Origin of the sequence: Marinomonas maritima (genome assembly GCF_024435075.2) — a bacterium.
In the GTDB taxonomy this organism is placed as follows: domain Bacteria; phylum Pseudomonadota; class Gammaproteobacteria; order Pseudomonadales; family Marinomonadaceae; genus Marinomonas; species Marinomonas maritima.
On record NZ_JAMZEG020000002.1, the window covers coordinates 542,798 to 568,558 of the forward strand.

Here is a 25,761-nt window from a genome sequence, read left to right on the forward strand (position 1 = left end):
TGTGACCATGAATCAACTTGGACGATATGAATTAAAAGAATTGATCGGCGAAGGGGCGATGTCTCAGGTGTATAAAGCCTATGACCCCGCGTTGCAGCGTACGCTGGCCATCAAAGTATTAAAACCTGATTTTGCGCAAGACAAAGAGCGCCTAAGCTACTTCTTAAACGAAGTGACCATCTCTGGAAAGCTGAATCACCCCAATATCGTACAGATTTTTGATGTGGGTGAAGTCGATGATGTACCGTTTATTGTGATGGAGTTTGTCGACTGTGAAAGCCTTGATGAATGGTTAACTCGACAGCGCGAAGTCCCCTTGGAAACGGTGATTGATATTGTTGGCCAACTTGGTGCCGCTTTAGAATACGCTCACTCAAAGGGTATTGTGCACCGCGATTTAAAACCGAGTAATGTACTGATCGAATCGAATGGTCGTGTTCGCTTGACCGATTTTGGCGTTGCATATCTGCATGAGCAGACCGATGTTCAACAGGCCGAAGAAGGCGAAGCGATTGTTGGTACGCCTTACTATATGTCTCCTGAGCAACTGGCAGGTAAAACGCCCGATCAACGCAGTGATTTGTACTCCCTTGGGGTCGTCATGTATCAATTGGTGTTTGGTACCTTGCCTTTTGAAGCCTCGACCATTCGCGATTTGTTTAATCTTATTCAAACCTCAGATGTGAACTTACACACATCTCGTTGTCCTCATGCGGTGAAAAAAGTCATTCGTCGCTTGCTGCATAAAAAGGCCACGTTCCGTTATAACAATGCCAAGGAGCTGCTCAGACAACTAGAAGCATTGGATTTAGAATTGGCCAATCAAGCCAGCAAATGGAGTGAGCGCATTACTGCTACGTGGCTCTATACCGCCGTAGTGACGGGAACCTGCAGTATTTTGTTAATTGGGTTTTTGTTATTCACGCTGAATGATTTATCAAAAAATCTGACACAAGTACTAAGCGATTACGGCAGCATGTTGGTACAGCAGACAAAAGAGCAAGTTGATGAAGCCTTACTACTGAATGATGGTTTGGCTTTAACTGTTTCAGTAGAGCGTATCGCCTCTAATGAACAAATAAATTACTTATACATCACCGACCACAGTGGCATGATCAAAGCGTCTAGTGATGTGCAAAGTATTGGTACCACCTATCGAGCGCCTGCTGAGTTGCAGCCATTGACTGAACTTCAAGGTAGCCGAGTTTCGCAGTTGCCTCCCAGTGTGAATAATGGCGAGCGGGTGTATAACTTCAAAGCGCCAATTTTGTTTAACGACAAGGTAATTGGCAGCGTCGTAATGGGGCTGTCAGCACGTTCGATTGACGATGTATGGTGGCGCACAACGTCTGTATTAGTCTGCTTTATTTTACTTGTCTGCGTGTTTATTTCTGCACTGGTATTCTTTATTTGCCGCTTTTTTACCAGCGAATTTAAGCATTTAGGCAAAGCCATGCAGAGTCTTTACGTCGGTAATTACTTCACTCGCTTACCGGTGAGCAAAATAGACGAAGTGGGCTATGCCAAACGTCAGTTCAATGAGCTGGCAGAGCAAATGGAAACCTTTATTAAAGAATCCGATCCAGATATTGAGCAAGCACAGCTGAGCGAATCTGAGATCGAAACCGATGGCAATAAAACTGTTGTAATCCGCAAAACAGAGGATGTTAAATGAACACACGAGCACTAATTGGTAAATTATCCGTAACCAGCCGAGCCGCTTTTGAAAGCGCTGCATCCTTAGCGGTCACTCATAAGCATTACGCCGTTGAGCTTGAGCACATTGTATTGGCGCTTACGCAAGCGCCTGCAACAGGTGCACGTCAAGCGCTTAGCCGCTACAACGTCAATGTCGATCAGCTGCAAGGTAATATCTTGACGTTCTTTGAACGCTTTGACAAAGGTCATACAGGCGCGCCGTCGTTTTCCCCCAATGTGGTTGAGTTGATTCGTAAAGCGTGGCTATTGTCGAGTCTTGAATACGGCGATGAAGACGTCGCGGGCAACGCATTACTGGTTGCCTTGTTTAAAGAGCCTGCGATGGCATTACAATTGACCTCTCAGCTTCCTGCATTGGCTCAATTTGATCAAGAGGACTTCGTTCGCAATGGTCCGAATCTTGTCAAACTTGAAAACCCGAATGCTGGAGGGAGTCAAGGTGCTCAAGCCGATGGGGCGGCTGAAACCAGTGTTGGCAATCCTGCTCATGGGGACAGTGCACTCGCGTCTTATACGCTTGATTTAACAGGGCGAGCGCGCTCAGGTGAGTTAGATCCAGTGGTCGGCCGTGAAGCGGAAATTCGTCAGGTGATTGATATTTTGTGTCGTCGCCGTCAAAACAATCCCATTCTGACAGGTGAAGCCGGTGTCGGTAAGACGGCCATCGTAGAAGGATTAGCGCAGCGTATTGTCGATGGTGATGTCCCGGACTCTTTGCAAGATGTCGATATCCGTATTCTTGATTTAACGCTGCTGCAAGCTGGAGCCGGTGTACGAGGGGAATTTGAGAACCGCCTTAAAGGGGTTATCGAAGAAGTTAAGCAGTCGCCTAAACCAATCATTCTCTTTATTGACGAAGCGCACACTTTAATTGGTGCGGGCAATTCTGGTGGCCAAGGTGATGCCGCTAACATCTTGAAGCCTGCCTTGGCACGAGGAGAGTTGCGTACCATCGCCGCGACCACTTGGGCAGAGTATAAAAAGTACTTCGAAAAAGACGCAGCACTAACGCGTCGTTTCCAAGTGGTAAAAGTGGATGAACCAAGCCCTGAGAATGCCATGCGTATGCTACGTACGCTAGCGCCGCATTTTGAAGCCCATCATCAAGTCATGATCTTGGATGAAGCTATTCGCGACGCCGTATTATTGTCGAAGCGTTATATCTCCGGCCGTCAGATGCCAGATGTTTGTGTATCGGTACTGGATACCGCGTGTTCACGCGTCAATCTAGAACTCCGCAATGCCCCCGCTGCGCTGGATAATTTAAATGCCAGCTTAGATCAGCAGCAACGTGAACTGTCTGCATTAGAACGTGAGCACAGTCTTTATGGTGGCTTTGTCGAAGAAGTTGAAGTGCTGCGCGCGACGATTGATCAACTGGAATCTGAGAAAGTTATCGTTGAGCAGGCATGGCAAAAGGAAAAGACGTTAGTTGATCAGATTGTAGCGTTACGCCAAGAGATCAGTGACGCTGATGCTGAACCAGCGTTGGAATTGGCTGCTTCGAAAGAAGAGTTGACCGCCCATCTGGTTGAATTAGACGTTCTGCAAGGTGAAGCGCCGTTGGTTCGCCCTCATGTGGACAGCCAAGTGATTGCAGAAGTCATTTCTTCATGGACAGGCATTCCTGCGGGTCGCATGGTTTCTAGTGAGATTCAAAAGGTTCTGACGGTTCAAACAGAGCTGCAAAAGCGCATCATCGGCCAAGATCATGCATTGGATGCGGTCAGCCAAAGTGTACGTATTGCCAGTGCTAAGCTGAAAGATCCGAAGCAGCCAATTGGCGTATTTATGTTCTGCGGCAGCAGTGGTGTCGGTAAGACAGAAACCGCGTTGGCGCTGGCGGACTTACTGTACGGCGGCGAGCAAAATCTTACGGTCATCAATATGTCCGAATTTAAAGAAGAGCATAAAGTATCACTGTTGATGGGCGCGCCTCCTGGCTATGTTGGCCACGGTGAAGGGGGTGTACTGACCGAAGCCGTTCGTCGTAAGCCATTCAGTGTTATTTTACTCGATGAAATGGAGAAAGCGCACCCAGGTGTGCAAGACATTTTCTACCAAGTTTTTGACAAAGGCAGCATGAAAGACAGTGAAGGGCGTGATATCGACTTCCGCAATACACTGATTATTATGACCTCTAATGCTGGAACCGAGACCATTTCTCAGTATTATGCTGACCCTGATACCGCGCCAGCACCAGAGAAGCTCGAAGGTCTGATTAAAGACGAAATGTTGAATTACTTTAAACCTGCTTTCTTGGGACGTACCCGATTGGTACCGTTCTTACCGCTGACTGACGATGTGATGGGCAACATTATTCGTCTACAGCTAAATCGTGTCGGCCAGCGTTTAGCTGAGCAATACAAGGCTCAATTTGAGTTCAGTGATGGTGTAGTGGACACCATCGTAAGTCGTTGTAAAGAAGTGGATACAGGGGCGCGTAATGCGATTCACATCATCAATCGTACCTTGTTGCCTGAGATTTCAATGTATGTGCTCGAATCGATGGGTGAAGAGCAAAGCATTATAGGTGTCACCATTGATATGGACGATAACAGTCAATTCACTTACCAACTTCAGCGGAGCCCTAAAAATGTGTAGTGTATTGAAATGCTTAGCGCCACATTGCTTTTCATTCGGTGTATTAGGGATGTCTGTGTTATTTTCAGGGCAAGCGTTAGCGGCAGAAAATGATAACTTTCGTGTGGCATTACCTGAAGGTTATGAAGTGACGTCTTACCAAGCGAATGAGAATTTAGACGGTGGTTTGGTTAACTTTTCCGCAAATAATGCTGACATGCGTTTGCGCTTACAAAGTTATTTAACACAATACATGCCTTCAGATTTACAGAAGCTGGCTTCATCAAACCCTTCAAACTTCGCGAATACGATTTTAGCGACAAGACTTAAAAAAGATTGTGTAAATTATAAGGTAAGTGTTGGCCAGGTTCGACGCTACAATGATGGCCAGCATATTAACTGGTGGAGTGTATGTGAACAGGTAAACAGCGATAATCTCTACGAATTCGAACGTGGTCGATTATATATAAGCAATTTTGGCTCATATATATATAGCCATTACGAGACAGGAAAAGGTAAAGACTTTCAGTTTTCCGTAAAGGAAGTTAAATGGTTTGATAGCTTCCTTGCTAACAGCGCTTTGTGCGAGAGTGGCAAAGATTGCGGATTAGAAGGTAAGCTTGTCGATAAAATATTTGTTCAAAAATAAATGTTGGGGAAATGATTTTTCCTTGTGTTTGAATAATAAATGTAGGTTAGTTAATAAAATATGTATTAGCTAAAATAGTAAGACAAGGATGTCTGTTCTAATATGTCTTTATATTAGAACTCCCCATCCTGTTATTGTTTTTTCCAAAATTACTAACTACTAAAGATTTATTTCATAAAATAAAGTGAAATGATTCCAATGCTTAATTTTTAAGTTATCGGGGTTGTTTTATTTTATGGGGTAAAAATCCAGTAAATTAATTTTTAAAAAAGGAAGTGTAAAACCATGGCAATCTATCTAAAAATCGATGGTATTGATGGCGACGTAACAGCAGCGGGTCATGAAAAATGGGTTGAATGTGACTCATTAGATTGGAACATCAATCGCAGCTTATCTACTAAGCCCGGTCAAGGTAAAGATCGTGAGTCAACAACACCTGTTATCGGTGAGATCACAATAACAACGAAAATGGATAAAACCTCTCCGTTGTTCTTTGTGGAGTCTTGCGTTGGTCAAGGTAAAAAAGCTGAAATTCATCTTGTGCAAACAACTCCAGAAGGCATCGAGACGTACATGGAGTACACGCTGACTAACACGCTTATTAGTGGTTACAACGTTGTATCTAATGGTGATCGTCCTGTAGAAGCTATCGCTCTTAACTTTACTAAAGTGGAAATGAAATACACCTCTTGGGATGAGAAACATCAGCCAGAAGGCAGCGTACCATCGGGTTACGACTTGGCTACAGGTACACGTCTGTAAGCTATGTTTACAAACCGCAGCCCATGGGCTGTGGTTTGTTTTATAGCGCATTTGGTTTGGATTGTTTAATTCTTATTTCTTAATTAGGGACAACAAGGACGTATATGGCTGATTTCTCCCAAAAAGGTCGCCTTTTGGCCATCGACTCGCCGCTTGGGCCAGACACATTGCTATTAACTCGTTTGGTCGGGGAAGAGAAGGTTTCGACACTGTTTGGCTTTGAGATCGAAGCATATTCCTTACTAAAAGATATTCCGCCTGCGCAAATAGTAGGTAAAAATGTCACTTTAAAAATTTCTCTTACCGATGACGATGCGTTATTTCAAGCGGGTAGCTATCGCTATATTAATGGCTACGTACAGAGCTTTCGTCAAGATGGTAACAAATTACAAGATTTACAAAGTTACACGGCCGTTGTAGTACCTTGGTTTTGGTTTTTAACACAAACCAGTGACTGCAAGGTTTTTCAATTTAAAACAGTGAAAGAAATCGCTTCAGCGGTCTTTGCTGAAAACGGTTTTAGTGACTTCTCCTTTCGCTTGGCGGGCCAACACCCCGCACGCGAGTATTGTGTTCAATACAAAGAAAGTGACTTTGACTTTTTATCCCGATTATTTGAAGAAGAAGGTATTTACTATTACTTCGAGCATTCAGCGGGTACGCACACCCTAGTTATCAGTGATCACGTCGGTGGCTACGGTCAATGTGATGAAGCGGCTGTGGATTATCGCAGTGGTACACAGACAGCGCATTCCGTTCATGGTTGGAATCACCGTTACGAATTTCGTACAGGCGCTTACGCCAAACGTGATTACGATTTTAAAAAGCCTCGCAACACGCTTCAAACCGGCGAAAACGCCAGCATGCAATTCCCCGGCGTGGGCAAGTATGAACACTTCGTATACCCTGGACGCTATGAAGAAAAGGGCGTAGGCGATGGTTGGACGCGTTTACGTGTCGAGTCAGATGAAGCACATCATGACATTGTTCATGGTGAAAGTGGCTGTCGCAGCTTCACTTCTGGTCATAAGTTTACCCTTTCTCGTCATGATGATTCCCCAAGTGAAATCGCCGAATACGCACTGTTATCGGTGCGACACGAAGCTCAGGATTATTCTTACACGGTGGATGACGAAGCGGAAATTCAATACGAAAACCGCTTTCAGTGTATCCCATCGGCGACCGTTTACCGCCCACGGATGACGACCGGTTGGCCAAAAATGCAAGGCCCGCAAAATGCCATGGTCGTGGGGCCGCCAGGGGAAGAAATCTACACCGATGAATACGGCCGCGTCAAAATCCAGTTCCCATGGGACCGCTACGGCAGCTACGACGAAAACAGCTCCTGTTGGGTGCGTGTCAGCCACAACTGGGCGGGTAAAAACTGGGGGGCTATCTTCCTGCCACGTATTGGGCAAGAAGTCATCGTTGATTTTATGGATGGCGACCCAGATCGTCCTCTCATTACAGGTCGTGTCTACAATGCGGACCAAATGCCGCCTTGGGACCTACCTGCCAATAAAACACAAAGCGGTATCCTGACGCGCTCCACTAAAGAAGGCACCGCCGCGAACGCCAACTGGTTACGCTTTGAAGACAAAATCGGCGAGGAGCAGGTGTTTCTTCATGCCGAGAAAAACCAAGACATCGAAGTCGAAAACGATGAAACCCACTGGGTGGGTCACGATCGCACCAAAACCATCGACAACGATGAAACCGTATTTGTGCACCACGACCGTACCGAAACTGTCGACAACAACGAAACCATCACCATTGGCGTTGATCGTACCGAGACGGTAGGCAACAACGAAACCATCGGCATCGGCGTTAACCGTACCGAAACCGTCGGGGCAAACGAAACCATTGCCATCGGTGCCAACCGAACGGAAACCGTGGGCAGTAACGAAGTGGTGACGATCTCCCAAAACCGCATGCACACTACGCTCATGGCAGAAGTTAAATCTGTGGGCTTAGCTCGTGTGCATTCTGTAGGTCTAAATGAAACCAACACTGTGGGTGTGGCGCAGCAAAATACCATAGGCATGAATCAAACCAACACAATTGGTCAAACACAGTCGACCAGTGTTGGTAAAAAAATGAGTGTGGATGTCGGAGAAGAAATCATCATTCGCACAGGAAAATCGTCCATCCACATGCTTGCCGACGGCACCATCACCATTTCTGGCGTTAATATCAAGATTGAAGCGGAAGAGAACATCAATACCGTTTCAACCAAAGACACCAATATGAAAGCCAGTGGCCTGATCACCCAGAAAGCCAAGAAGATTTTGGAGAACTAATTAGCATGAGTGAAGTGAATGGCCAAACAACTGGCTCATCAGCGAAGGCTGAAGTGCAAACCGAAACAGCTTCAATACAAGACAACTGGGTAGAATCTGCCGTTAACTCGGGGCCGCAAAGACATGTGCAAATCAACGTTCCTGTTCTGGGAACCCTACTTGGCTACGACGAAGAGGGTGCTCCTTATGTTTCTCATGAGTACAGTGACCTTCCTTATATCAAAGCATTATCAACTGTGAAGTTGAAAGAGAAAGACATTGAGCGGCCTGTAACACTGATTTTTAACCAAGGTGATGCAAGTAAGCCTATTATCATTGGCGTGATTCAAGATCCTGCATTTGAAACAGATGAAGAGCCACTTGTTTTAGAAAATGAGCATGGTATTGAACTGAAATGTGGCCAAGGAAAAATTGTGTTAGATCCTACTGGCGGTGTATTTGTCCAAGGTAGCACGATTAACACACAAGCCTATGGTACAAATCAGCTGAAAGGCGGTGTGGTGAAAATTAACTGATGGAACTAAATAACTTTACCAACCTACAAGCGCGATATGTCGGCAGTACGTTAAAAGATGGACGCGAAGTGATTGTGCTAGTGGCAAAAGGCACTTGGAGTATTCCCAGCCAAGGAGAAGCGCCGACGCCGATATATGATAATCCAGTTGAAGTCATGGTGGCGGACAGCACATTGGGCGATCCGGCCTCCAGCCCCACGCTATATGAAAATGATCTCGCACCGATTAAGCCCAAATGCGATGTGGTGATGCATGCGTGCGCATATAGTCCTAATGATGAGGCCGTGGCAGAGCGTATGGTCAATCTAGCCGTTGCCGATCAAATTAATAAAAGCATTCGTGTGTTTGGCCCACGTGCATGGAAACGTACAGTATTAGGCGCAGAGCCTGATACAGCACAGCCTTATCTCAAGCAAGAAATACGTTATGACCTTGCCTTCGGTGGTGTCGATATGACGGACTATGATAGCAAAGGAAAAATGCATGAATGTGAAAGCAATCCTATTGGCATAGGGTATGCGCCAAAAACGCCACTACAAGACATAGTAGGGACTTCCGCTCCACAACTTGAGGCGGTTGACCAGTCTATTAAAAGCCCTGATAAAAAACATTATCGCCCAATGGCATTTGGCCCAATCGCACGACGATCACAGCCTCGTTTAAGCTTTGGCGGCACCTATGACCAAAACTGGCTCGATAATGTCAGCCCGTTTTTACCCGATGACTTTGATGAGCAGTATTATCAATTTGCGCCTCAAGATCAGCAAATGAACTATCTGCAAGGAGGGGAAAAGGTCACATTAGTTGGTGTGACACCGGATCAGTTTCGTCAGTTTCAGCTACCAACGACACAGCTTTATATGGCCGTTATCAAGTCTGGTGGACAAGAGGAAATATTAGACTGTCACGCGGATACCTTATTTCTAGAGCCTGAGCTTGGACGTTTCAGTATTACTTGGCGCGCGTATGTTCCTATCGAATACTACCCAGGGGAAATCGACAAACTTATTGTTGGGCACCCTACACCCGGTTGGCGCCGAGCACGAGCTAAAGGAAAAGAGTACCGATCATTAAAGAGACCTAAGGCCGTATGAATCAAGAACACACTTTACCGGTTACGTCAGACTCCCCTTTATATATCGAAGACATCGGTTTTTATTCATCATTAGGGTGTGGTTGGGAGATTAACGGTGCTGCGATGATGCTAGGCTACAACGGTCGCTATGACGAAGTGGCTCGCTGTGCATTAGATCGTAAAGTCCGCGGCTATCGTCGTTTGACTAGCTTACTCAAGGACTCGATTCGGGAGATCGATACCAAGGACGTTGGGTATGTTTTGCTGTGTACCAGTGAGCCTACGCGCGTGGGCCTGATCGCAGATATTCATCTAAAGCAGCTAAGCGAAGCGTTACTCGATGATGAAGAAATTCGTCAACGAATCGGCGGTAAACCACTTTCTGTTATAAACAACGGCCGTGCTTCTTTGGTATATGCCTTTGAAAAAGCCAATGCCGTTCTAAACCAAAGTGTCGATAAAGTATTAGTGTTGTTTGTTGACACTTACTTAATGAGCGGGACTTTATCTGCGCTTGCTAATCCCCCTTACAGAGAGCGTATACCTCATAAGCTAAGAGTCCTGATACCTGAGCGCAACAGCGATGGCTTTATCCCTGGTGAAGCGGTCGGTGGGATGATCTTGAGTCGACAGCCTCATAAAGCCGATTTAAAAGTGCTCGGCACCAGCATTCAATATGAAAGAGCCTTGATCGACACATCCGACGTATTGAAGGGGCAAGCGCTAACAGCGGCTTATCGACAAGTCTCTGACAGAGCTGCAACGCCTCTACACGAATGCCGTTACCGTATGGCGAGCATCTCTGGCGAGCAATATTTCTTTAAAGAGGCGGGCTTGGCCCAGACCCGTGCCCTGACGCAAAAAACCGAATCGCAACCACTGTGGCTGCCAGCCAGTTACATCGGTGAAACTGGTGCAAGTGTTGGGTTAGGGATGATTACGATGGCTCGCTATGCCAATCAGCGTAGCATGGCCCCAGGCGCCCATGTGATCGCCCACTGCAGCAATGATGACAGTGCTCGCGGTGCTTTTATAATGGAATACACAGGAGAGCATCATGGCTAACCAAGTTTTTGCTAATGGATTAGAAATCGCTTGTAAAGCGGCGGCTGGTTTATCCCCTGCCGCGTTTCCAGATCCTTGTTTCAGTCCCTATCTTATCCCGTACCCGAATACGACATTTGCGAAAGATCTAGCCAATGCTAGTACCACGGTCTTTATCACGAATAAACCTATCGCTCTGAAAGATCAATCTTTCTTTGCGACCAGTACCGGTAATGAACCTGCGACCAATAACTACGCCAAAGGCCTAAAAACCCAAGTCATTACAGGCAAAGGCTACTTCCGATCATGGTCTATGGATGTATTTGTGGAGGGTTATAACGTATGTCGTCATACCGATAATATGACCCATAACCACGGCTCTGATCCAGGGAATACAGGTAACTGGCAATATTTGGATACGCCAGATGACAAAGCAGCTTGTAAGGCTGATAGAAAGCGTGTTGAAGACGAGTGCGGTGTTTCTAAAAAGGATAATGATCGTTTTAAGAAGCGCCAAGAAAAAGCCTCAAAGCGCAAAAAGAAAAAATCAGCTTCCTCCTCCAAGGCTAGTAAGCCACGCAATATGACATGGAAAGACAAACATTGTACTGGAGTGATGATCAAACCGACCAATATTAAAGAGTTAGAGGATAGGCTTAGTGAATTAAAAGAAGAAGCCACCGGTATGATTGCTGACATAGAAGGCGTCTTAAAAGATTATGCCATTGAAGCAGGAAAGGATTATGCCATCAGAGCTGGGGCGAAGCATGTTGGCGCACTGGGGTGTACAGTACTCTCCCCAGCAGGGACGGCAGCCTGCGAGATTGGTGTAGGCGTATATAATGTGCTGGATGGTGTATGGACGGCAGGCAGTACCGCGGTTGGAGTGTATGGGATGCGCTTTGAAGCGGGTACATTGGTTGATCAAGCGCGTACTTCAAAAAAATACATGAATAAGCTGGCTGAGTATGAATCACAGCTGAGTCGTGCAACCAGTCAAAAAGAAATTGATCAATTAAAATCTGATTTCTGGGAGTCTTTCCGCGCAGACATGAAAGAGTTCGTCGAAGACAATGAGTGTCTTAAAACGCGTAAATGTATGTTAGTGCCCTATGACTCGGGTCAAAAAGGCGGAAAGCACGGTAAAGAGGCCTCTTCAAACGTCGCCAAGACCAGCAGTGCGGGTAAGACCAATGCAGATGATCTGTTTGGCAAGCTAGGCAATGCCTCGACAGGCGGTTGCTGCCCTGGCCAAACGGGCCACCACCTACTCCCCGAGGCGTGGTTATCGGACAGTAAGTGTGGTTACAGCAAGTCAGTACACAACAAGGCGCCAACAGTATGTGCGGAAGGGGTGGGGCATAGTGACGGCACCCATGGAACGTTTCATACGAAAACGGATGAAGTGTCAAAGAAGCATTTGGGTGAACAAGTTTCTATAGATCAGGCAATTAACCTTGCACAAGAAGGCCACCAGAATGCGGTGAATACAGACTTTGGTGAAAGGTGGTTTGGGAAACATTGTGACCCTGACTGTATTAAAGCCCAGCTGCAAGCATTTTATAAAAGTATGGATTGCAAGCCCACTGTAAAAGATAAAGTGGGTGGTGAAGGTGCTACTAGCGATTCGAGTACTAGTACAATAGGTAATCAAGGGTTGTAAAAATGTCAAAAAATAATATTGAAGACGAAAAATATAATATTTTTAATGAGTTCATAATTCATGACTGTGCAATATTATCAGAGAGTTATTATTGTGCTAGCGCTGAGGAAGTTATACCCGAAGAAGAGTTTGACTATTATTCATCACGTGGTAAAACCATGCTAGGTTATTATCTCACGGATTGGCAAAAAGATACTAGCCCTCCAGAATGGGGGGGGAAAGTATGGCCAAGGCACTCCTTTTTTAATACTCGAGTTATAAATACAGCCCCTTATGAATATCTAATTATGGACGATGCAGGCCAAGGGTTCTACGGTGGCCTTGGCGATAATAAGTTTGCTGAAAAACAGCTATCGCCCAAAACGCGCTTTCATCAGCTAGCAAAAGTCGATGACCAAGTGTATGGCGTTGGCTGGGGGCGCGATGTGTTTAAACGCTTAGGCCCTGAGCAATGGGAATGTATCTCCACAGAGATTAAAGCTCCCAGTGGTAATGGCTGTGGGTTTGAAGACATGGATGGGTTTTCAAAAAATGATTTGTACGCCGTAGGCGGAACTAATGATATTTGGCACTTTGATGGTGAGAAGTGGCGTTATATTGATGTTTGTGATGAACAAATGTTGCCGCTCTCCGTATGCTGTGCCGAAGACGGTTATGTCTACATCGGCTGCGCATGGGGGATTGTCCTACGTGGTCGCGGTGAAGAATGGGACGTATTCCATACCGATAAAAATATAAAGTTCTGCGATACCGTTGCTTATAAAGGCCGTGTATTTTTCGGCAGCGAAAATGGCGTGTTTGTATCACAACAAAATACAGAAGCCTTTAGCTGTCAGCCTTATGACTTTGAAGGGCAAATTGCCCCATTAAATGCGCGTCGTTTGGATGCAGGGCATGGCCTATTGCTTGCGGCCAGCCTTAACAGTGTTGCCTTGTATGATGGCGAACGTTGGCAATATCTCTATGGCGGCGGTCCATCGCCAAAAGAAGAAGCCATGCTGCTTGAGATGTTGACGCAAGAAGCCGAGCAAGACCTAGATGAACTGACAGAATTAGCGGACAAGCTTAAATCCGCGAAGGGGCAAGGCTAAATGGCACTGTCCCCTTGGCTATTTGCCCATGTGAAACATGATGCGCCCTATGCGTGGTTTCGTTGTCACCATGGGCTCTTTTCGTCACAGCTAACGCCGCAGCATATTGAAGAGTACGAGCATAAGCTGGCAGAGTACTTGCAGCTTGTTCGGTTAGATACAGAAGGTAAGGCCGATTATCTTTCGGCCATGGAGCCGGATACATGGGGCGCCGTGTTTATTCTGACGGTCGTCGCGATAGAGCAACACAATACTGAGCGTTTTACCGTCATATTAGATGACATCGCCGAGCGTGATACCCAATACAATGAGTTGGTCTCTGCTCTGACATGGTTGCCCATAGGGCGAAGTGTCAAAGCCATTAAGCAAACGCTCAAGCACGCCTCGGCAAAAGTTCGCGCCTGTGGCATTGAAGCATTGAGCATTCTCAAACAGCCCCCTGACGAGCAAAGCTTATTGCATTGGCTAACGGCCGGAAGCGATGAAGAGCGTGTTGCAGCGCTTCAGTTAATCGGTGACCTAAAAGCCACGACACCTGCTATCGCGCAACAGCTTGGTCAGTTGCTAACTATTGAAAAGGCCAATAGTACGGAGGTCTTTTATGCCATCCGAGCGGCGCTACGACTGGGTAATAAAGACTTCGTAAAACGGTTAACGCCATATCTAGAGCAGCCCAACGAGCATTTTAATGAAGCCGTTATCGCTGCGTTTAGTGTGCTCTCGAAGGCTGACATTGAGCAGCAGTTCGACCAATGGTTTCACACAGGCTTGCCGCTAGAGCAGCGTTTATTCGCTTTGATGGTGGCGGGTTTACCGCATCGCATGACGGAAGTGTTAGAAGCAATTAACGATCCGGCTTACAACCAACAAGCCGGCATGGTGTTTAGTGTGATCACTGGAATGCATTTGGATGATGCAAGCTTGTCTCTGGATGTCGCCAGTGATTTTGAGCCCCAAGCCGCGAACAGTGATTATGCTGATTTACCCATGCCGGATCCGATCCTCGTCCCCAACTGGTGGCGACAGCATGAACAAGCGTTCGATCCGAATAATCGCTACCTCGGAGGGCAAGCACACTCGCCCGAAGGCCTCATTGATCTGCACCAAAGCGCACGACAATACACCCGTTATCTAGCGGGGCAATTTGCAGCGTATCAACAACCTAACTTCGTGGCTGATAACCTCAGAGCACGACTTATAAGAGTGTATTAATACTTTATATTCTGCTTCTTGTTACTTCTGTATGTTATTTTAAAAAATTTTAAATCTTTATATGCCTAAATTCAGATAATAAGTGCGACACTTTTTATTTCAAGCAACTAAGCACATTTCTTTAAAAACCATCGCTGGTTGCTTGAACCCTAGACACTTTTTTGGACGATAGTTTATTCGTCTCATCGCGAAGTGTATTCTCTCTTCTGTAACTTCTCTTAAATCAGTGCCTTTGGGTACATACTGCCTTAAAAGTCCGTTGCTATTTTCATTAGCGCCACGCTCCCAAGAGCTATATGGATGAGCAAAATACACTTTCGTATTTAATGCTTCAGCTATCTCAGCATGGTAGGCAAACTCTCGGCCATTATCGGCTGTGATCGTGTGTACATGATCTTTAAACGGCATCAATAACTCTATAGTCGCTTGAGTCACATCTTTAGCTGATTTCGAATCCACTTTCTTTATGAGGTAAAAGCGCGTCTTTCTTTCTAACAAGGTGACGATAGAACCTGTTCCATGTTTGCCTAAAACAGTGTCTATTTCCCAATCACCAAAACGCTTTTTTGTCTCTACAATGGCTGGGCGCTCATCAATAGAGACCTTGTTTTTAATCACTTCTGCTTTCGTTCGCTGGCCTTTCCGGTAGCGTTTTTTTCCTTGTCTCAAATGGCGATAAAGTGTCCCTTTGTTTCTTTTGTCATCATGGATGTACTGATAAATCCATTCATGACTAACAGGAACACCACAGTTTTTGAGTACGTCAGAGACTTGCTCAGGACTCCAGTCAATTTCAATTAAAATACGAATAAAATCAATCGTCTTTGATGATATACGATATTTAGCGGATGTTTTTCGCCGTATTAAACAAGCGCTTTGAGCTTTGTCAGGGCAATATTCTGTTACTTTTTTATTCCGCTTTAGCTCACGATAAACCGTCGCTCTATGACAATTCAGTGTTCGTGCAATATTTGCCACTGATATTTCTTGTCCTAAAAGAGCGGAAATCTGGTATCTTTTGCCTTCGGTCAACTGCTGATAATTCATGTTGGTACTGCTTCATTCTGTGGTAAGAAGAATCATACCAACTTCAGCAGTTGGCTTCCTCTACACCTCTATTGCAGTGTCGCACTTATTATCTGAATTTAGGTTGATCTAGTTGAGAGTGATGTGTTTGATAGAAGCATAGATGAAAACCTAAATAGGTATATAGAAGAGGCTATTTTCTTTTTTAAAAACTCAGAGTCTGATTATAGTTTTGTTATCGAGAATAATCATGGAGAAAAATCAGACGATTTGTTTTTAAGTCGTCGTTCATATTTAGTTTATCAGACCCAGCTGTACCGATACGCTAGTGGTGATGATTTTGATTTCTGGTGGAAATGCTTTTCTATATTTTCTAAAGTGAATAAGACTTTCATCTATAAGCTTATGTGGTTGAAGAATAACGTAAATAAGTATAACAGATGGGGAGAATTTTATAATAAGTTCAAGATATCTAGGGATATTCCATTGTTGAGCTATATTGTAGCATGTGATCCAAATTTATCTGATAGAGAAATTCATGCAAATAATTTTTTATCTGAGCTGATAGAAAACAGGAAGTATTTTAACGGTGATACACAAAAAGACTTTGTAAGAGCAATGCTATACGACTTAAAAGATTTGAACTTTGATTCTAATGGATTGTACTTTGAACAGTGTGAATACTATTTTAATAAGCATCTTACTTCACCTGAATACATTGAAATTTTGGAATGTAGAGGGATGAATAATGAGGCTAATATTGAAGTCGTTGATTTATCTGCTAAGTTGAAAAATGCTCTAAATGATGAAGTACCTGACAATGAAATTTTTGACAAAAAATATATGTCTGAGCTTTTTGAAAGAATTAATATGATTTTTAAAGGACAGCTAGACTCTTTGGGTATTGCGTGTTCATCTTTATCAGAAGCTAAAGAATCGAAAAAAATGTTTTGCCTTTACTGGCTTTACCCTGATTTTTTTCAAGTGAAACAGCCTGTAACTTACTTGATAGCAGTCAGTTCTTAAATAAAGAGTTAGAATTTGTTTTTTTTATGGATGAAGAGAAAGAGCTTAAGGAGATAAGTGATTTAAGATGGGGGTTTATTGACAAAGTTTTCAAATCGAAAAAGGAAGACTTTAAGTCAAGATATCCACTTGATTCAATCTATGATAATGCGGCTGCTTTATCAGCTTACGGGTCAAGAACGCCAGACGTTTTTCAATATTTATTAACGCTACTAGAAGCTGATATAGATATTGTTTCAATATCAGCTAAGGGCGCGATAGTATCGAATGCATTTGCTCTTTCTTCAAAGGAAAAACTCTCATCCAAAGCTTACTACACGAGCCAATCGGTTGAAGATTTATTTGATATCTCTTTTGGGGTTTTCTTTAAAAGCCCATCTGTCGGTTATGTCAAAATAATCGTGAAAGCGCTTTACTGTTGGGAGTTGGATAATGTCAATCGTTGGTGTACTAATAAAAAGAGCAATCAAGAGTGGTTTTCAAGATTTGATAATCTAGATAACTCGTTCAAAGGCTTAAAAAAAGAAACTATTAGGTTTGTTAATAGTAAATCTTAGATTTCAAGAATAACCGACACACTTGGTATAGGTAAGAGAGTTAGTTGCCTATAGGCTTCGAATTCTCACACAATCCACCCAAGTCGTCCAAAAATGAACAACCAATATAAGCAACTGACGCTAAAAGAACGATACCAGATTGAAGGTCTAAATGAACTAGACTTTTCGGCAAGAGTCATCGAAAACAAGATGGAGCGAAGTAATAAAACGATTGCTCGTGAACTGAGACAATGCCTCAATAGTAAATATTTTGCTGAGACAGCCCACACTCATGCCGCCATGATTAGAGCTCAGACTCGCAAGTTTACAAAACGAAGTCAGGAATTGATCGATAAAGTAGAAGGCTTACTCAAATTGAGCTTCACTCCAGAGCAAATTGCAGGGCGGCTAGCCAGAGAGATACCAACACTAAAAGTCTGCTGCAATACAGTCTACAACATTGTGTTTGAGCAAAGGTGGAGCCATAGATTGGCAAGACAAGGAAAGCGCTATAAACCACGCAAAGACACGACGGCAGGTGCTCACTTAATTCCTAACCGAGTCGATATCGACCAACGCCCCAAGCAGGTTGATGATAAAAAAGAAATAGGTCATTGGGAAGGAAACACTGTCTACGGTCAAGACGGTTACTTAGTAGCGTTAACGGAGCGAGTAACAAAGCTCTTATTGATCTGTCGTGTTAAGAACAAGACGAAAAAATTGGTTTCTAAAGCCATTAAAAAGCTGTTAAAGCCTTTTAAGCATATTTGTCATAGCATCACGTTTGACAATGGAGGCGAGTTTGCTACCATCAAAGTATTGTCAAAGCACTAAAATGTAAAACCTACTTTGCTAAACCTTATCACTCATGGCAACGAGGTCTCAATGAAAATACCAATGGTCTGTTGAGGTGCTTTTATCCTAAGGGATTCGCCATCGGTCAGCTGACAGAACAGGAGATTGCAGACACTCAAATGCTAATAAATTTTAGGCAGAGAAAATCGCTGAACTATCTCACACCGATTGAAGTATTATTAAAACACACAAAAGGTAACTCTCTATTGCACATCAAGAATTCAGTTTTTGTGAAAAATGAGATGCAGATGAAATGTTTTCCCTTTGTTTATTAGGCCTTTATAAAGGAGTCTTATTGTTTTTTTTAATTCCTAGTAAAAGAATAAAGCCTTGAATAATAAATAAATAAGCGCCGGAAACGGGCATGATAATTGCGATTAACATCCCTATTATAATAAAGCCCCAAGCTAATGATATTGGTGGTATAAAGCCTTCATTCAATGCTTTTTGAAGCATAATACCAAATAGAATCCAGAAAAAGCCTGAAAGTAAAAACCAAACTATTGCCTCTCGATCAAATAACATTTGTCCATTGATAACTGTGCTAGAAAACCAATGATCTTGATGCATTTCTATTAGGGTATTCCAACCTAATGCCAATCCAATAAGGCTATGGATGACACCTGTTGCTACTAAATAATGACCTGAGTATTTCATGGCTTTCATTTTTTTATCCTTTAATGGTTTAAATCAAACTGATTTCATTTGCTCGCTTGTATTGGCAAGCGGAGGTGTTGGTAAAAACGCTTTTGATGCCATAGCGGTTACTCTCAAAACGGTTTCTAACGTCGGTGTAGGGTGCACTTGTTGCATGCCTAAAAAGTTTGCATAGGCCATCAACGCTATGTCTTTTGCTGTTTGTTTTTCCACCCCTAGTTCAAGGTAGCAGCTGGCTAAATAGTCTTGTCTTTGTTGGTCTATTTTTCCTAAATGCTGGGCGATGCTCTTATCTTTTAAGGCCCACGCTCTGATATGCATTTCGGCCAGTATATTGTGACTAGCAATGACTTGATCCAGTTTGTTAAGACGGTCAAGGGCGGATTCTTGTGTATTGGCTTGAGCTATAAAATCCAGCGTCATTTTTTGATACCAATGTTCCATTAATGCATCGATAAAATTTTCTCGGTTTTGAAAATGGTGATAAAAAGAGCCTTTCGTGACGCCTTTTAAATCGCATAAAGGGGTTATTTTTAATGAATCCGGGCCTTTTGTAACCAATACTTCTAAGGCAAATTCAAGCCAATCAATTTGGCTATTTTTACCCTCATTATGATTTTTTTTGCTGTTTGTTTTTTGATCGCTTTTCATATTCTGTTGTCTTTTATTGCATTGTTAATAACAGTACGAGCTATGACATAGTGAAAGGGCAAAATACTATTGACATAGAGGCGCCCAATGAAGGTTTTCTGATTCACAAGGGTCGATATGATGACCTGATCGGACTGTTTTAAAACAGACAGGTAAAAACTCATGTGTCTGTCTTCAGAATAGGAAATAATTTCATTTTCATACTTTTCACTAATTGTTAAGAATCCCGCTTTGTCTCCAATAGCGAGCTCGTCACTCGTGGGTCTTAAGTTATCCGCACCAACGGTGAACCCAAATAGTTTGACTATTTTGTTACGAATACGCATTAAAACGGTTACCCACGTAGGCATATAAGCAAAAATACTATGTTGTAATTGGCTTGGTGTGAGCGTTGTTTTCTCGATGCGTACACTTAGAGCTTCACGAAAGTAAGGTGCTTGAGCTTTATTTGCTAAACGATCACTTAACGGCTTTTTAAGTGATCGTATATTGGGAAAAAGCCATGACATATTATGTCCTCTAAGTTACATACCATACTGTATGGTATGTAACTTAATTTGAATCTTCTTCTGAGTAAAGCTTTTTATTTTTAATCGGTGTGTTGTGGGTTAATAGGGGCTTTAAAACTCACAACGGGTGGTGATGAACCGTGGTCACCAAAGGTCATTGCGTAAATGAATGATTACCAAATTAAAATAGTAAAAACAGAAGGGTGCTTCTAATGGCATGATCATCAAGATACCGATGAAACCTTTATCGCTTTGGAGAGGACCCTTCGTATAGATTCTCGTGATGGGCACGTCACTTTGAAGAGTGGAGAAATGCATGTCGTCCCTAAGGGGATTGAGCGCAAACCATTCGCGGACAGTGAGGTGAAAATGAAACGGCTGGCCGCACTGCAACAATGATGTATGGATATAGAGTCGCTAATACCAGCGTGAGGTCGTTTTTTGATACGGCCTTCGTCGTCTGGACTTAAACAAAAAACGACTCTCCTATCAGTGACTATGAATAAAATAGAGCCAGAATAAAGCTAAACTGGCTCTTCAAAAAACTAGAGGTAGTATTCAATTTCCAAGGTTTTAAAAGGAATATATCAATATAACTTCAACGGCCGTTTTATGATTTTTTGTAACGATGGGACTTGCCTCTACGCTATCACTAAAGCGAATGTGCGTAAGATCGGATGTAACCGTGAAACTTTTCGATAGAGGCTTGATTATGCTTACGCCATAAGACATATAGCTAGTGCTTTTAGAGGTGTGTGTGGCGATAGCGCCACTAGTGCGAGCAGATTCGACCATAGAAACGGAATACAAGTGCTGGCTTAACTTTTCACTATTGTACGTATAGCCAATCGAGCCTATTAAGGTATAAGAACCATGATAAAGAGGTACACTAATTAATGAATTAGCAGAAAAACCATCAGATTTTCCTGATAAGTCTTGTTCTAGTTCAACTTTGAGAACCCCCAGTTCAATGGCAACTTTAGCGGTTAAGCCTCCTTTACGCTCATCTAGCTTTTTAATATTGTTGTCATCTGAATTACTAGGATCAAAAAAAGATTCGTTGTAGTTTAGAGAAAAATCTATTTCTTTTGAAGCATGGTAGCCAATGGAAGTTCCTTGGAGGAAAAAACTATCGCTGTCATAAGAAAGAAAAGGAAGGCTTTCTACACCACTATCAACCCCTTTATAAATTGAAGTTGAGTAATTGCTAAAAAAACCTAATTCCAAGTTGCTTGAATGATTTTGGGCTAAACAAGAGCCTGTTGAAAAGATGGTTAATAATACTAAAATTATTTTATACGTGTGTTTATACATAACGATACTCCATTACCTTCGTGTGTTTTTTAGGTCGCAGTCACTGACTAGCGCAGACTTTTAGTACAACAGGCCTCATACATCATTTGAGAGATCAGGTACGTTTAGTCCTTAGGAAAAGGACGGTTTTAAATAACGTTTGGGTTAATCTCCACGGTCTTTTGGCTTCCAGCCAGGTCGATAAAATAGAAAGCCAACGGCATCGCTTATTTTCTTAGTCCTCAGAATGTCTTTGATGATTTTCCAAAATTCATAAAAATTAATAATCAGTGGATTCCAAGAACTAATAGGTGTCGTAATGCCGTAAACGACTTTTTCTTGTTCTGATTTATACGTGCCAAATAGGCGATCCCATATGATTAAAATGCCGCCGTAATTTTTGTCGTGATATGGCTTGTTAGATCCATGGTGTACTCTATGGACAGATGGCGTATTAAAAACCCGATCCACCCACCCCAGTTTTCCAATTTTTTCTGTATGGATCCAAGTCTGATAAAGAACAACAATAGACAATGCGATGAAGGTTTGGATTGCGCTGAATCCTATTAATATCATTGGCACAAAAAACAGCCACTCAACCATGCCCTCTACCCAAGCAAGGCGAAGACCAGTCGTTAAGTTAAACTCAGGTGAAGAGTGGTGAACGCTATGATACGACCATAAAACACGCACTTGGTGTTCACATCGATGCATCCAATAATAGGTGAAGTCGGCCATTAGAATAGCCATGACCCAGCTCCACCATGTTGTTGGAATAGTAGAAAAAGCGTAGGTTTGCGTGATGAATAACCCTAGAATAAAAACGAGCCCAAAGAGTGTTCGATCTAATAAATGGTTAACAACAGCAATGACGAAATTCGCAGTGGTTTCCTTTAAGCTCATGCGTTTTTTTATAGTAAAATCCCAGAGTGTTTCCGCTATAATGAGAAGAAGGAAAGCAAGTCCAATTACTTCTAATACACTGAGTACACCTGCAAACGCTTCAAATTGTTTGTCGATATAGTTCATTACTTTTCCACCTTATCTGTATTTTCTTCTGGAAAGAGATATAGAAACCAAAGGAGCCAGCAAAGGTTGAGTAAATCCAGTGCGCTGCCCGTGCCTTGAAAGTAGTTAAGAACCTCTGGGAGCTTGTATAGCCCAATGATCCCGAGAAATCCTAACCACCAATGTTTTTGCATAATCATAGTCATTACCCTATTATTAAAATCAAACAAAAAATGAATGAACGTACGTTCGTTGTAATTTTAAGCATGACTATGCTGATAAATCAAGTTAGAGTCAATATATGAAAAAAATACTGAATAAAAATCTCAGCCGAGATGAATCTACTCGAAAACGTCGTGAGTTAATTCTAGAGACCGCGATAGAGTGCTTTGTGAATAAAGGCTTTCATCAGACGAGTATTCGAGACATTGCCAACAGTGCGTCTATTAGCCTTGGGGGTCTTTATAATCATTTTGATAGTAAAGACGCTCTTATTGCTGAAATAGCGGTTCTTGAAGCGATTGAGCTTGAAAAATTTGAAAGGATACTCGCAAAGTACAGTGACCCTCTGGTCGCAATAGAAAAATTTTCTATTGCATATTTGCACTATATCCAACAGCAACCTAATGCGACTTTGACCGTTGAAATAACGACTGAAGCGATACGAAATCCTATTATTGCGGAAGGCTTTATAACGAACAGAAAAAAAATATCGGAAGCCATATCAAGCGTTTTATCTAGGGGAGTTGAGCTCAAGCAGTTTGACCCTATCATGAACGTTGATGAGGTAGCTGAACTTATCATCGATTTGGTAGAAGGGTTGGGATTAAGGTCTGCTTTTTTAGGGAAAAAAACCAGTAAAATATCCAAAGCATCCTTACAATATATGATTAAAAAATGTGTAAGTGCCTAATAATTATTTTTTATTGAATAATTTTTTTCTAGACATTTAAACGTTGTAGGCGTGAGTTTAGGTTGGCAAGGGTATGCGAAGCAAAATGGATAAGCAGTGGAGTCGATAAAATCTAAGGAAAGTAGAAATGTTATATTTTGTACATTCATTTACTTTTTCAAAGTATCAAACTAATTTTATTAAACCTAACCTGATATTGTTTATAGGAAAATAAGATGAAGAAAATTGCATTATTTCTTTCACTGTTCATTTTCAACAACGCTTACGCTTTAGATCAAGTTACTTTTGCCATTGGAGAGTGGTCGCCCTATACATCTGAAACAAATAAAAATGGAAAACTCGCAGAAAAAATCATTGTCGAATCTTTTTCCTTAGAAGGGGTAAAGGTCAATCTTACTTATAACAAATGGTCAGAAAGTTATGAGCAAGTAGAAAATGGACAAAGTGATGGTACTTTTCCTTGGTATCTTTCAGAAGAGCGAGCGGGAAAATTTATCTTTAGCGATCCCATTCTAGAAGATAAACAAGTATTTTTTCACCTAAACTCTACCGACTTTAATTGGTTTGGCTACACGGATCTTGTTAAATACAAAGTAGCAGGCACAAAAGCGTTTTCTCATGTTAAAGAATTACAAGATAAAGGTATTGAACCTATTATTTCGGAGGAAGAACCAGACAGTTTTCGTAAGGTATTAAGCGGGGAGGTAGATGTATACCCAGCTTCATTAATTGTTGGTACACAAACAATTAAAACGCTTTTTTCACCAGAGGATGCAGCGAAATTTACCAGTCACAATATCCCTATGACCATTGATAATATGTTCTTACTTGTCTCTAAGAAAGTGGATAATGGCGCAGAAATTGTTCAAACGTTTAATTCTGGTCTAATGAAGCTAAAGGGGTCAGGGCGCTATACTGAAATACTTAGCGAACTATAACCATTAAACAATGAAAAACTGATTTCGTATGTCCATTCTTATTAGGGGGCGTGTGTATCTAAAGTCTTAATGTTTTTAAGGCTTTAGATAAAGGGCTTATTATTTGTTTATGACGTAACGTTTCTTTTCACTTATTTAGTGAAGCTGAGCGTTACGTTAAATTACATGCTAGAAAGCAGTAAGCTGGTCTCACTGTTCAAGATACCGTCTACTTCTCTTACTCTGCGCAACACTCGATCAAACTCACCCAAGCTAGTGGTTTGCAATTCTGCCACTAAATCCCAAGCGCCATTAGTTGTATGTAAAGTCACTAATTCGGGAATACCGCGTAGTTTTTTGATGACTTGTGAGGTGGATTGCCCTGCGACTTCGATCATCATCATGGCGCGCACGGTTTCTTTTTCAATTTCCTTATGCACTCGTACAGTAAAACCTAATATCACGCCGCTGGAAATCAGTCGATCAAGGCGATTTTGCACGGTGGCTCGGGACACTTTCAGTACTTGAGAAAGATAAGAAATAGAAGCTCGACCATCTTTGCGTAGCTCGGCGATCAAGGCACTGTCTAATGAGTCATAAATATAAGGGGTCATGATTACCACTGAGAAAAAATAGGATTACAAACAAAATTTAGCAATTAGATAAGTATGGCTTATCAAAATGTAATAAAACGTATCGAATTTTATAAATAGCTGACATTTTAAACAACACTAGCACTCTTTAAGATGAGCATCCACTCCACTGACGTGATGAGAGATGTGTTGCATGACAGACGCTATTGTTCATTCCCAATCCCCAGAAGCTATTGTGATGGTTCGTCCTCACTGTTTCGTTTCCAATCCTGAAACCATGGCGGACAACGCTTTCCAGCGGTTGTCTCACACGGAGTCCGCTGCGATATCCGCTTATGGCGAAGTGACTCAAGCGGTGGAAACATTGGCTGCAGAAGGCGTGACGGTGCATTTGTTTGAAGACACAAGCGCCGCAACACCAGACTCTGTGTTTCCTAACAATTGGTTTTCTACGCATCATCACGGCACCTTGGTTAAGTACCCAATGTACGCACCCAATCGCCGTCAAGAGTACCGCCAAGATATCATGGATTATTTAACCCAAGTGTATGATTATTCTCACGTAGTCGACCTGCGTGATGCGGCCAACCAGCACGAATTTTTAGAAGGTACAGGGTCCATTGTGTTTGATCATCGCAATAAGGTCGCGTACGCCGCGGCGTCGAAACGCACTCACGAACGTTTGTTTTATTCGCTGTGTGAATCAATTGGTTTTCAAGGCGTGTTGTTCGATGCAGCGGATGAAAACGGCATTCCTGTGTATCACAGTAATGTTTTGATGTGTATTAGCAGGCAGTTTGTCATGATCGGCATGGACATGGTGGCGCCAAAAGACCGCAAAAGGCTTTATTCGTTATTTGAACAGGGTGGTTTGACTGTGATCGAGTTAAGCCATCAGCAAATACGAAATTTTTGTGGCAATGCCATTGAATTAAAAGGGAAAGCAGGGCGTTTACTGGCATTGTCTTTAACGGCATTTAATGCACTGACAGATTCGCAAAAAATGATTATTCAACAATCGAATAAATTGGTGCCATTAGCGGTATCCACTATAGAATCGGCTGGCGGCTCGGTGCGTTGTATGATCGCCGGTATTCATCGTCGAATAGAGTAAAGCTTGCTAGAAAAAGGGTAAGAATTACCACAGGTAACGTGCGGTATCTG

The 25,761-nt window shown here is 42.7% G+C and carries 23 protein-coding genes and 1 pseudogene; 17 read left to right on the forward strand and 7 right to left on the reverse strand.

The features are described 5' to 3' along the window. Positions 1–7 precede the first annotated feature (7 nt). From M3I01_RS08590 to M3I01_RS08640, 11 genes are all read left to right on the forward strand, one after another. On the forward strand, positions 8–1,675 hold the full coding sequence (locus M3I01_RS08590) for a serine/threonine protein kinase (protein WP_255895385.1): 1,668 nt from the start codon (positions 8–10) through the stop codon (positions 1,673–1,675). Beyond that, positions 1,672–4,323: a type VI secretion system ATPase TssH gene (gene tssH, locus M3I01_RS08595; protein ID WP_255895386.1), complete on the forward strand. Its 2,652-nt coding sequence runs from the start codon at positions 1,672–1,674 to the stop codon at positions 4,321–4,323. The genes M3I01_RS08590 and tssH overlap by 4 nt, the downstream gene beginning before the upstream one ends. Further along, on the forward strand, positions 4,316–4,951 hold the full coding sequence (locus tag M3I01_RS08600; protein ID WP_255895387.1) for a hypothetical protein: 636 nt from the start codon (positions 4,316–4,318) through the stop codon (positions 4,949–4,951). The genes tssH and M3I01_RS08600 overlap by 8 nt, the downstream gene beginning before the upstream one ends. A gap of 285 nt (positions 4,952–5,236) precedes the next feature. Then, a complete protein-coding gene (locus tag M3I01_RS08605; protein WP_255827558.1) occupies positions 5,237–5,713 on the forward strand; it encodes an Hcp family type VI secretion system effector in 477 nt (158 codons plus the stop codon). Positions 5,714–5,817: 104 nt separating this feature from the next. Beyond that, positions 5,818–8,013, forward strand: coding sequence for a type VI secretion system Vgr family protein (locus M3I01_RS08610; protein WP_275565031.1), 2,196 nt, complete (start codon positions 5,818–5,820; stop codon positions 8,011–8,013). A gap of 5 nt (positions 8,014–8,018) precedes the next feature. After that, positions 8,019–8,528 (forward strand): DUF6484 domain-containing protein, encoded by a 510-nt coding sequence (locus M3I01_RS08615; protein ID WP_255895388.1) that lies wholly within the window; start codon positions 8,019–8,021, stop codon positions 8,526–8,528. Then, a complete protein-coding gene (locus M3I01_RS08620; RefSeq protein WP_275565032.1) occupies positions 8,528–9,622 on the forward strand; it encodes a DUF2169 family type VI secretion system accessory protein in 1,095 nt (364 codons plus the stop codon). The genes M3I01_RS08615 and M3I01_RS08620 overlap by 1 nt, the downstream gene beginning before the upstream one ends. After that, positions 9,619–10,668 (forward strand): hypothetical protein, encoded by a 1,050-nt coding sequence (locus M3I01_RS08625; protein WP_255895390.1) that lies wholly within the window; start codon positions 9,619–9,621, stop codon positions 10,666–10,668. The genes M3I01_RS08620 and M3I01_RS08625 overlap by 4 nt, the downstream gene beginning before the upstream one ends. Next, on the forward strand, positions 10,661–12,310 hold the full coding sequence (locus M3I01_RS08630) for a PAAR-like domain-containing protein (protein WP_255895391.1): 1,650 nt from the start codon (positions 10,661–10,663) through the stop codon (positions 12,308–12,310). The genes M3I01_RS08625 and M3I01_RS08630 overlap by 8 nt, the downstream gene beginning before the upstream one ends. Positions 12,311–12,312: 2 nt before the next feature. Then, on the forward strand, positions 12,313–13,401 hold the full coding sequence (locus M3I01_RS08635; RefSeq protein ID WP_275565033.1) for a hypothetical protein: 1,089 nt from the start codon (positions 12,313–12,315) through the stop codon (positions 13,399–13,401). Continuing rightward, a complete protein-coding gene (locus M3I01_RS08640) occupies positions 13,402–14,613 on the forward strand; it encodes a hypothetical protein (protein ID WP_255895394.1) in 1,212 nt (403 codons plus the stop codon). A 99-nt stretch (positions 14,614–14,712) separates the two neighbouring features. On the opposite strand, the gene M3I01_RS08645 is transcribed toward M3I01_RS08640, so the two are convergent. Then, entirely contained in the window at positions 14,713–15,660 is a 948-nt protein-coding gene (locus tag M3I01_RS08645; protein WP_255895063.1) for an IS30 family transposase, read from the reverse strand. A gap of 123 nt (positions 15,661–15,783) precedes the next feature. Here M3I01_RS08645 and M3I01_RS08650 point away from each other — a divergent pair, with 123 nt between their 5' ends. From M3I01_RS08650 to M3I01_RS08660, 3 genes and pseudogenes are all read left to right on the forward strand, one after another. Beyond that, the gene (locus tag M3I01_RS08650; protein ID WP_275565034.1) at positions 15,784–16,665 is read left to right on the forward strand and encodes a hypothetical protein; all 882 of its coding nucleotides are present in this window, start codon (positions 15,784–15,786) and stop codon (positions 16,663–16,665) included. A gap of 26 nt (positions 16,666–16,691) precedes the next feature. Continuing rightward, positions 16,692–17,222: a hypothetical protein gene (locus M3I01_RS08655; protein WP_255895396.1), complete on the forward strand. Its 531-nt coding sequence runs from the start codon at positions 16,692–16,694 to the stop codon at positions 17,220–17,222. A 93-nt stretch (positions 17,223–17,315) separates the two neighbouring features. Continuing rightward, positions 17,316–18,238: pseudogene (locus M3I01_RS08660) on the forward strand (IS30 family transposase); the annotation flags it as partial. Positions 18,239–18,335: 97 nt separating this feature from the next. Here M3I01_RS08660 and M3I01_RS08665 read toward each other — a convergent pair. The 5 genes from M3I01_RS08665 to M3I01_RS08685 form a co-directional block, all read right to left on the reverse strand. Beyond that, on the reverse strand, positions 18,336–18,722 hold the full coding sequence (locus M3I01_RS08665) for a DUF6463 family protein (RefSeq protein WP_255895397.1): 387 nt from the start codon (positions 18,720–18,722) through the stop codon (positions 18,336–18,338). A 24-nt stretch (positions 18,723–18,746) separates the two neighbouring features. Further along, a complete protein-coding gene (locus M3I01_RS08670) occupies positions 18,747–19,364 on the reverse strand; it encodes a TetR/AcrR family transcriptional regulator (protein ID WP_255895398.1) in 618 nt (205 codons plus the stop codon). After that, on the reverse strand, positions 19,361–19,873 hold the full coding sequence (locus M3I01_RS08675; protein WP_255895399.1) for a DUF2867 domain-containing protein: 513 nt from the start codon (positions 19,871–19,873) through the stop codon (positions 19,361–19,363). Before M3I01_RS08675 ends, M3I01_RS08670 begins: the two co-directional genes overlap by 4 nt. A gap of 573 nt (positions 19,874–20,446) precedes the next feature. After that, complete coding sequence (locus M3I01_RS08680; RefSeq protein WP_255895400.1) at positions 20,447–21,187, reverse strand: MipA/OmpV family protein; 741 nt, start codon at positions 21,185–21,187, stop codon at positions 20,447–20,449. 144 nt (positions 21,188–21,331) lie between these two features. After that, a complete protein-coding gene (locus M3I01_RS08685) occupies positions 21,332–22,195 on the reverse strand; it encodes a sterol desaturase family protein (RefSeq protein ID WP_255895401.1) in 864 nt (287 codons plus the stop codon). A gap of 280 nt (positions 22,196–22,475) precedes the next feature. On the opposite strand from M3I01_RS08685, the gene M3I01_RS08690 reads away from it, so the two are divergent. Next, on the forward strand, positions 22,476–23,087 hold the full coding sequence (locus M3I01_RS08690; protein ID WP_275565035.1) for a TetR/AcrR family transcriptional regulator: 612 nt from the start codon (positions 22,476–22,478) through the stop codon (positions 23,085–23,087). A 215-nt stretch (positions 23,088–23,302) separates the two neighbouring features. Beyond that, positions 23,303–24,025: a substrate-binding periplasmic protein gene (locus M3I01_RS08695; RefSeq protein WP_255895403.1), complete on the forward strand. Its 723-nt coding sequence runs from the start codon at positions 23,303–23,305 to the stop codon at positions 24,023–24,025. Between the two features lie 161 nt (positions 24,026–24,186). Here the strand turns inward: M3I01_RS08695 and M3I01_RS08700 are convergent, their stop codons facing one another. After that, positions 24,187–24,618, reverse strand: a complete 432-nt coding sequence (locus M3I01_RS08700) for an Lrp/AsnC family transcriptional regulator (protein ID WP_255895404.1) — start codon at positions 24,616–24,618, stop codon at positions 24,187–24,189. 172 nt (positions 24,619–24,790) lie between these two features. Between M3I01_RS08700 and ctlX the strand changes: the two genes are divergently transcribed. Beyond that, positions 24,791–25,711, forward strand: coding sequence for a citrulline utilization hydrolase CtlX (gene ctlX, locus M3I01_RS08705; RefSeq protein WP_255895405.1), 921 nt, complete (start codon positions 24,791–24,793; stop codon positions 25,709–25,711). The last annotated feature ends 50 nt before the right edge of the window (positions 25,712–25,761 follow it).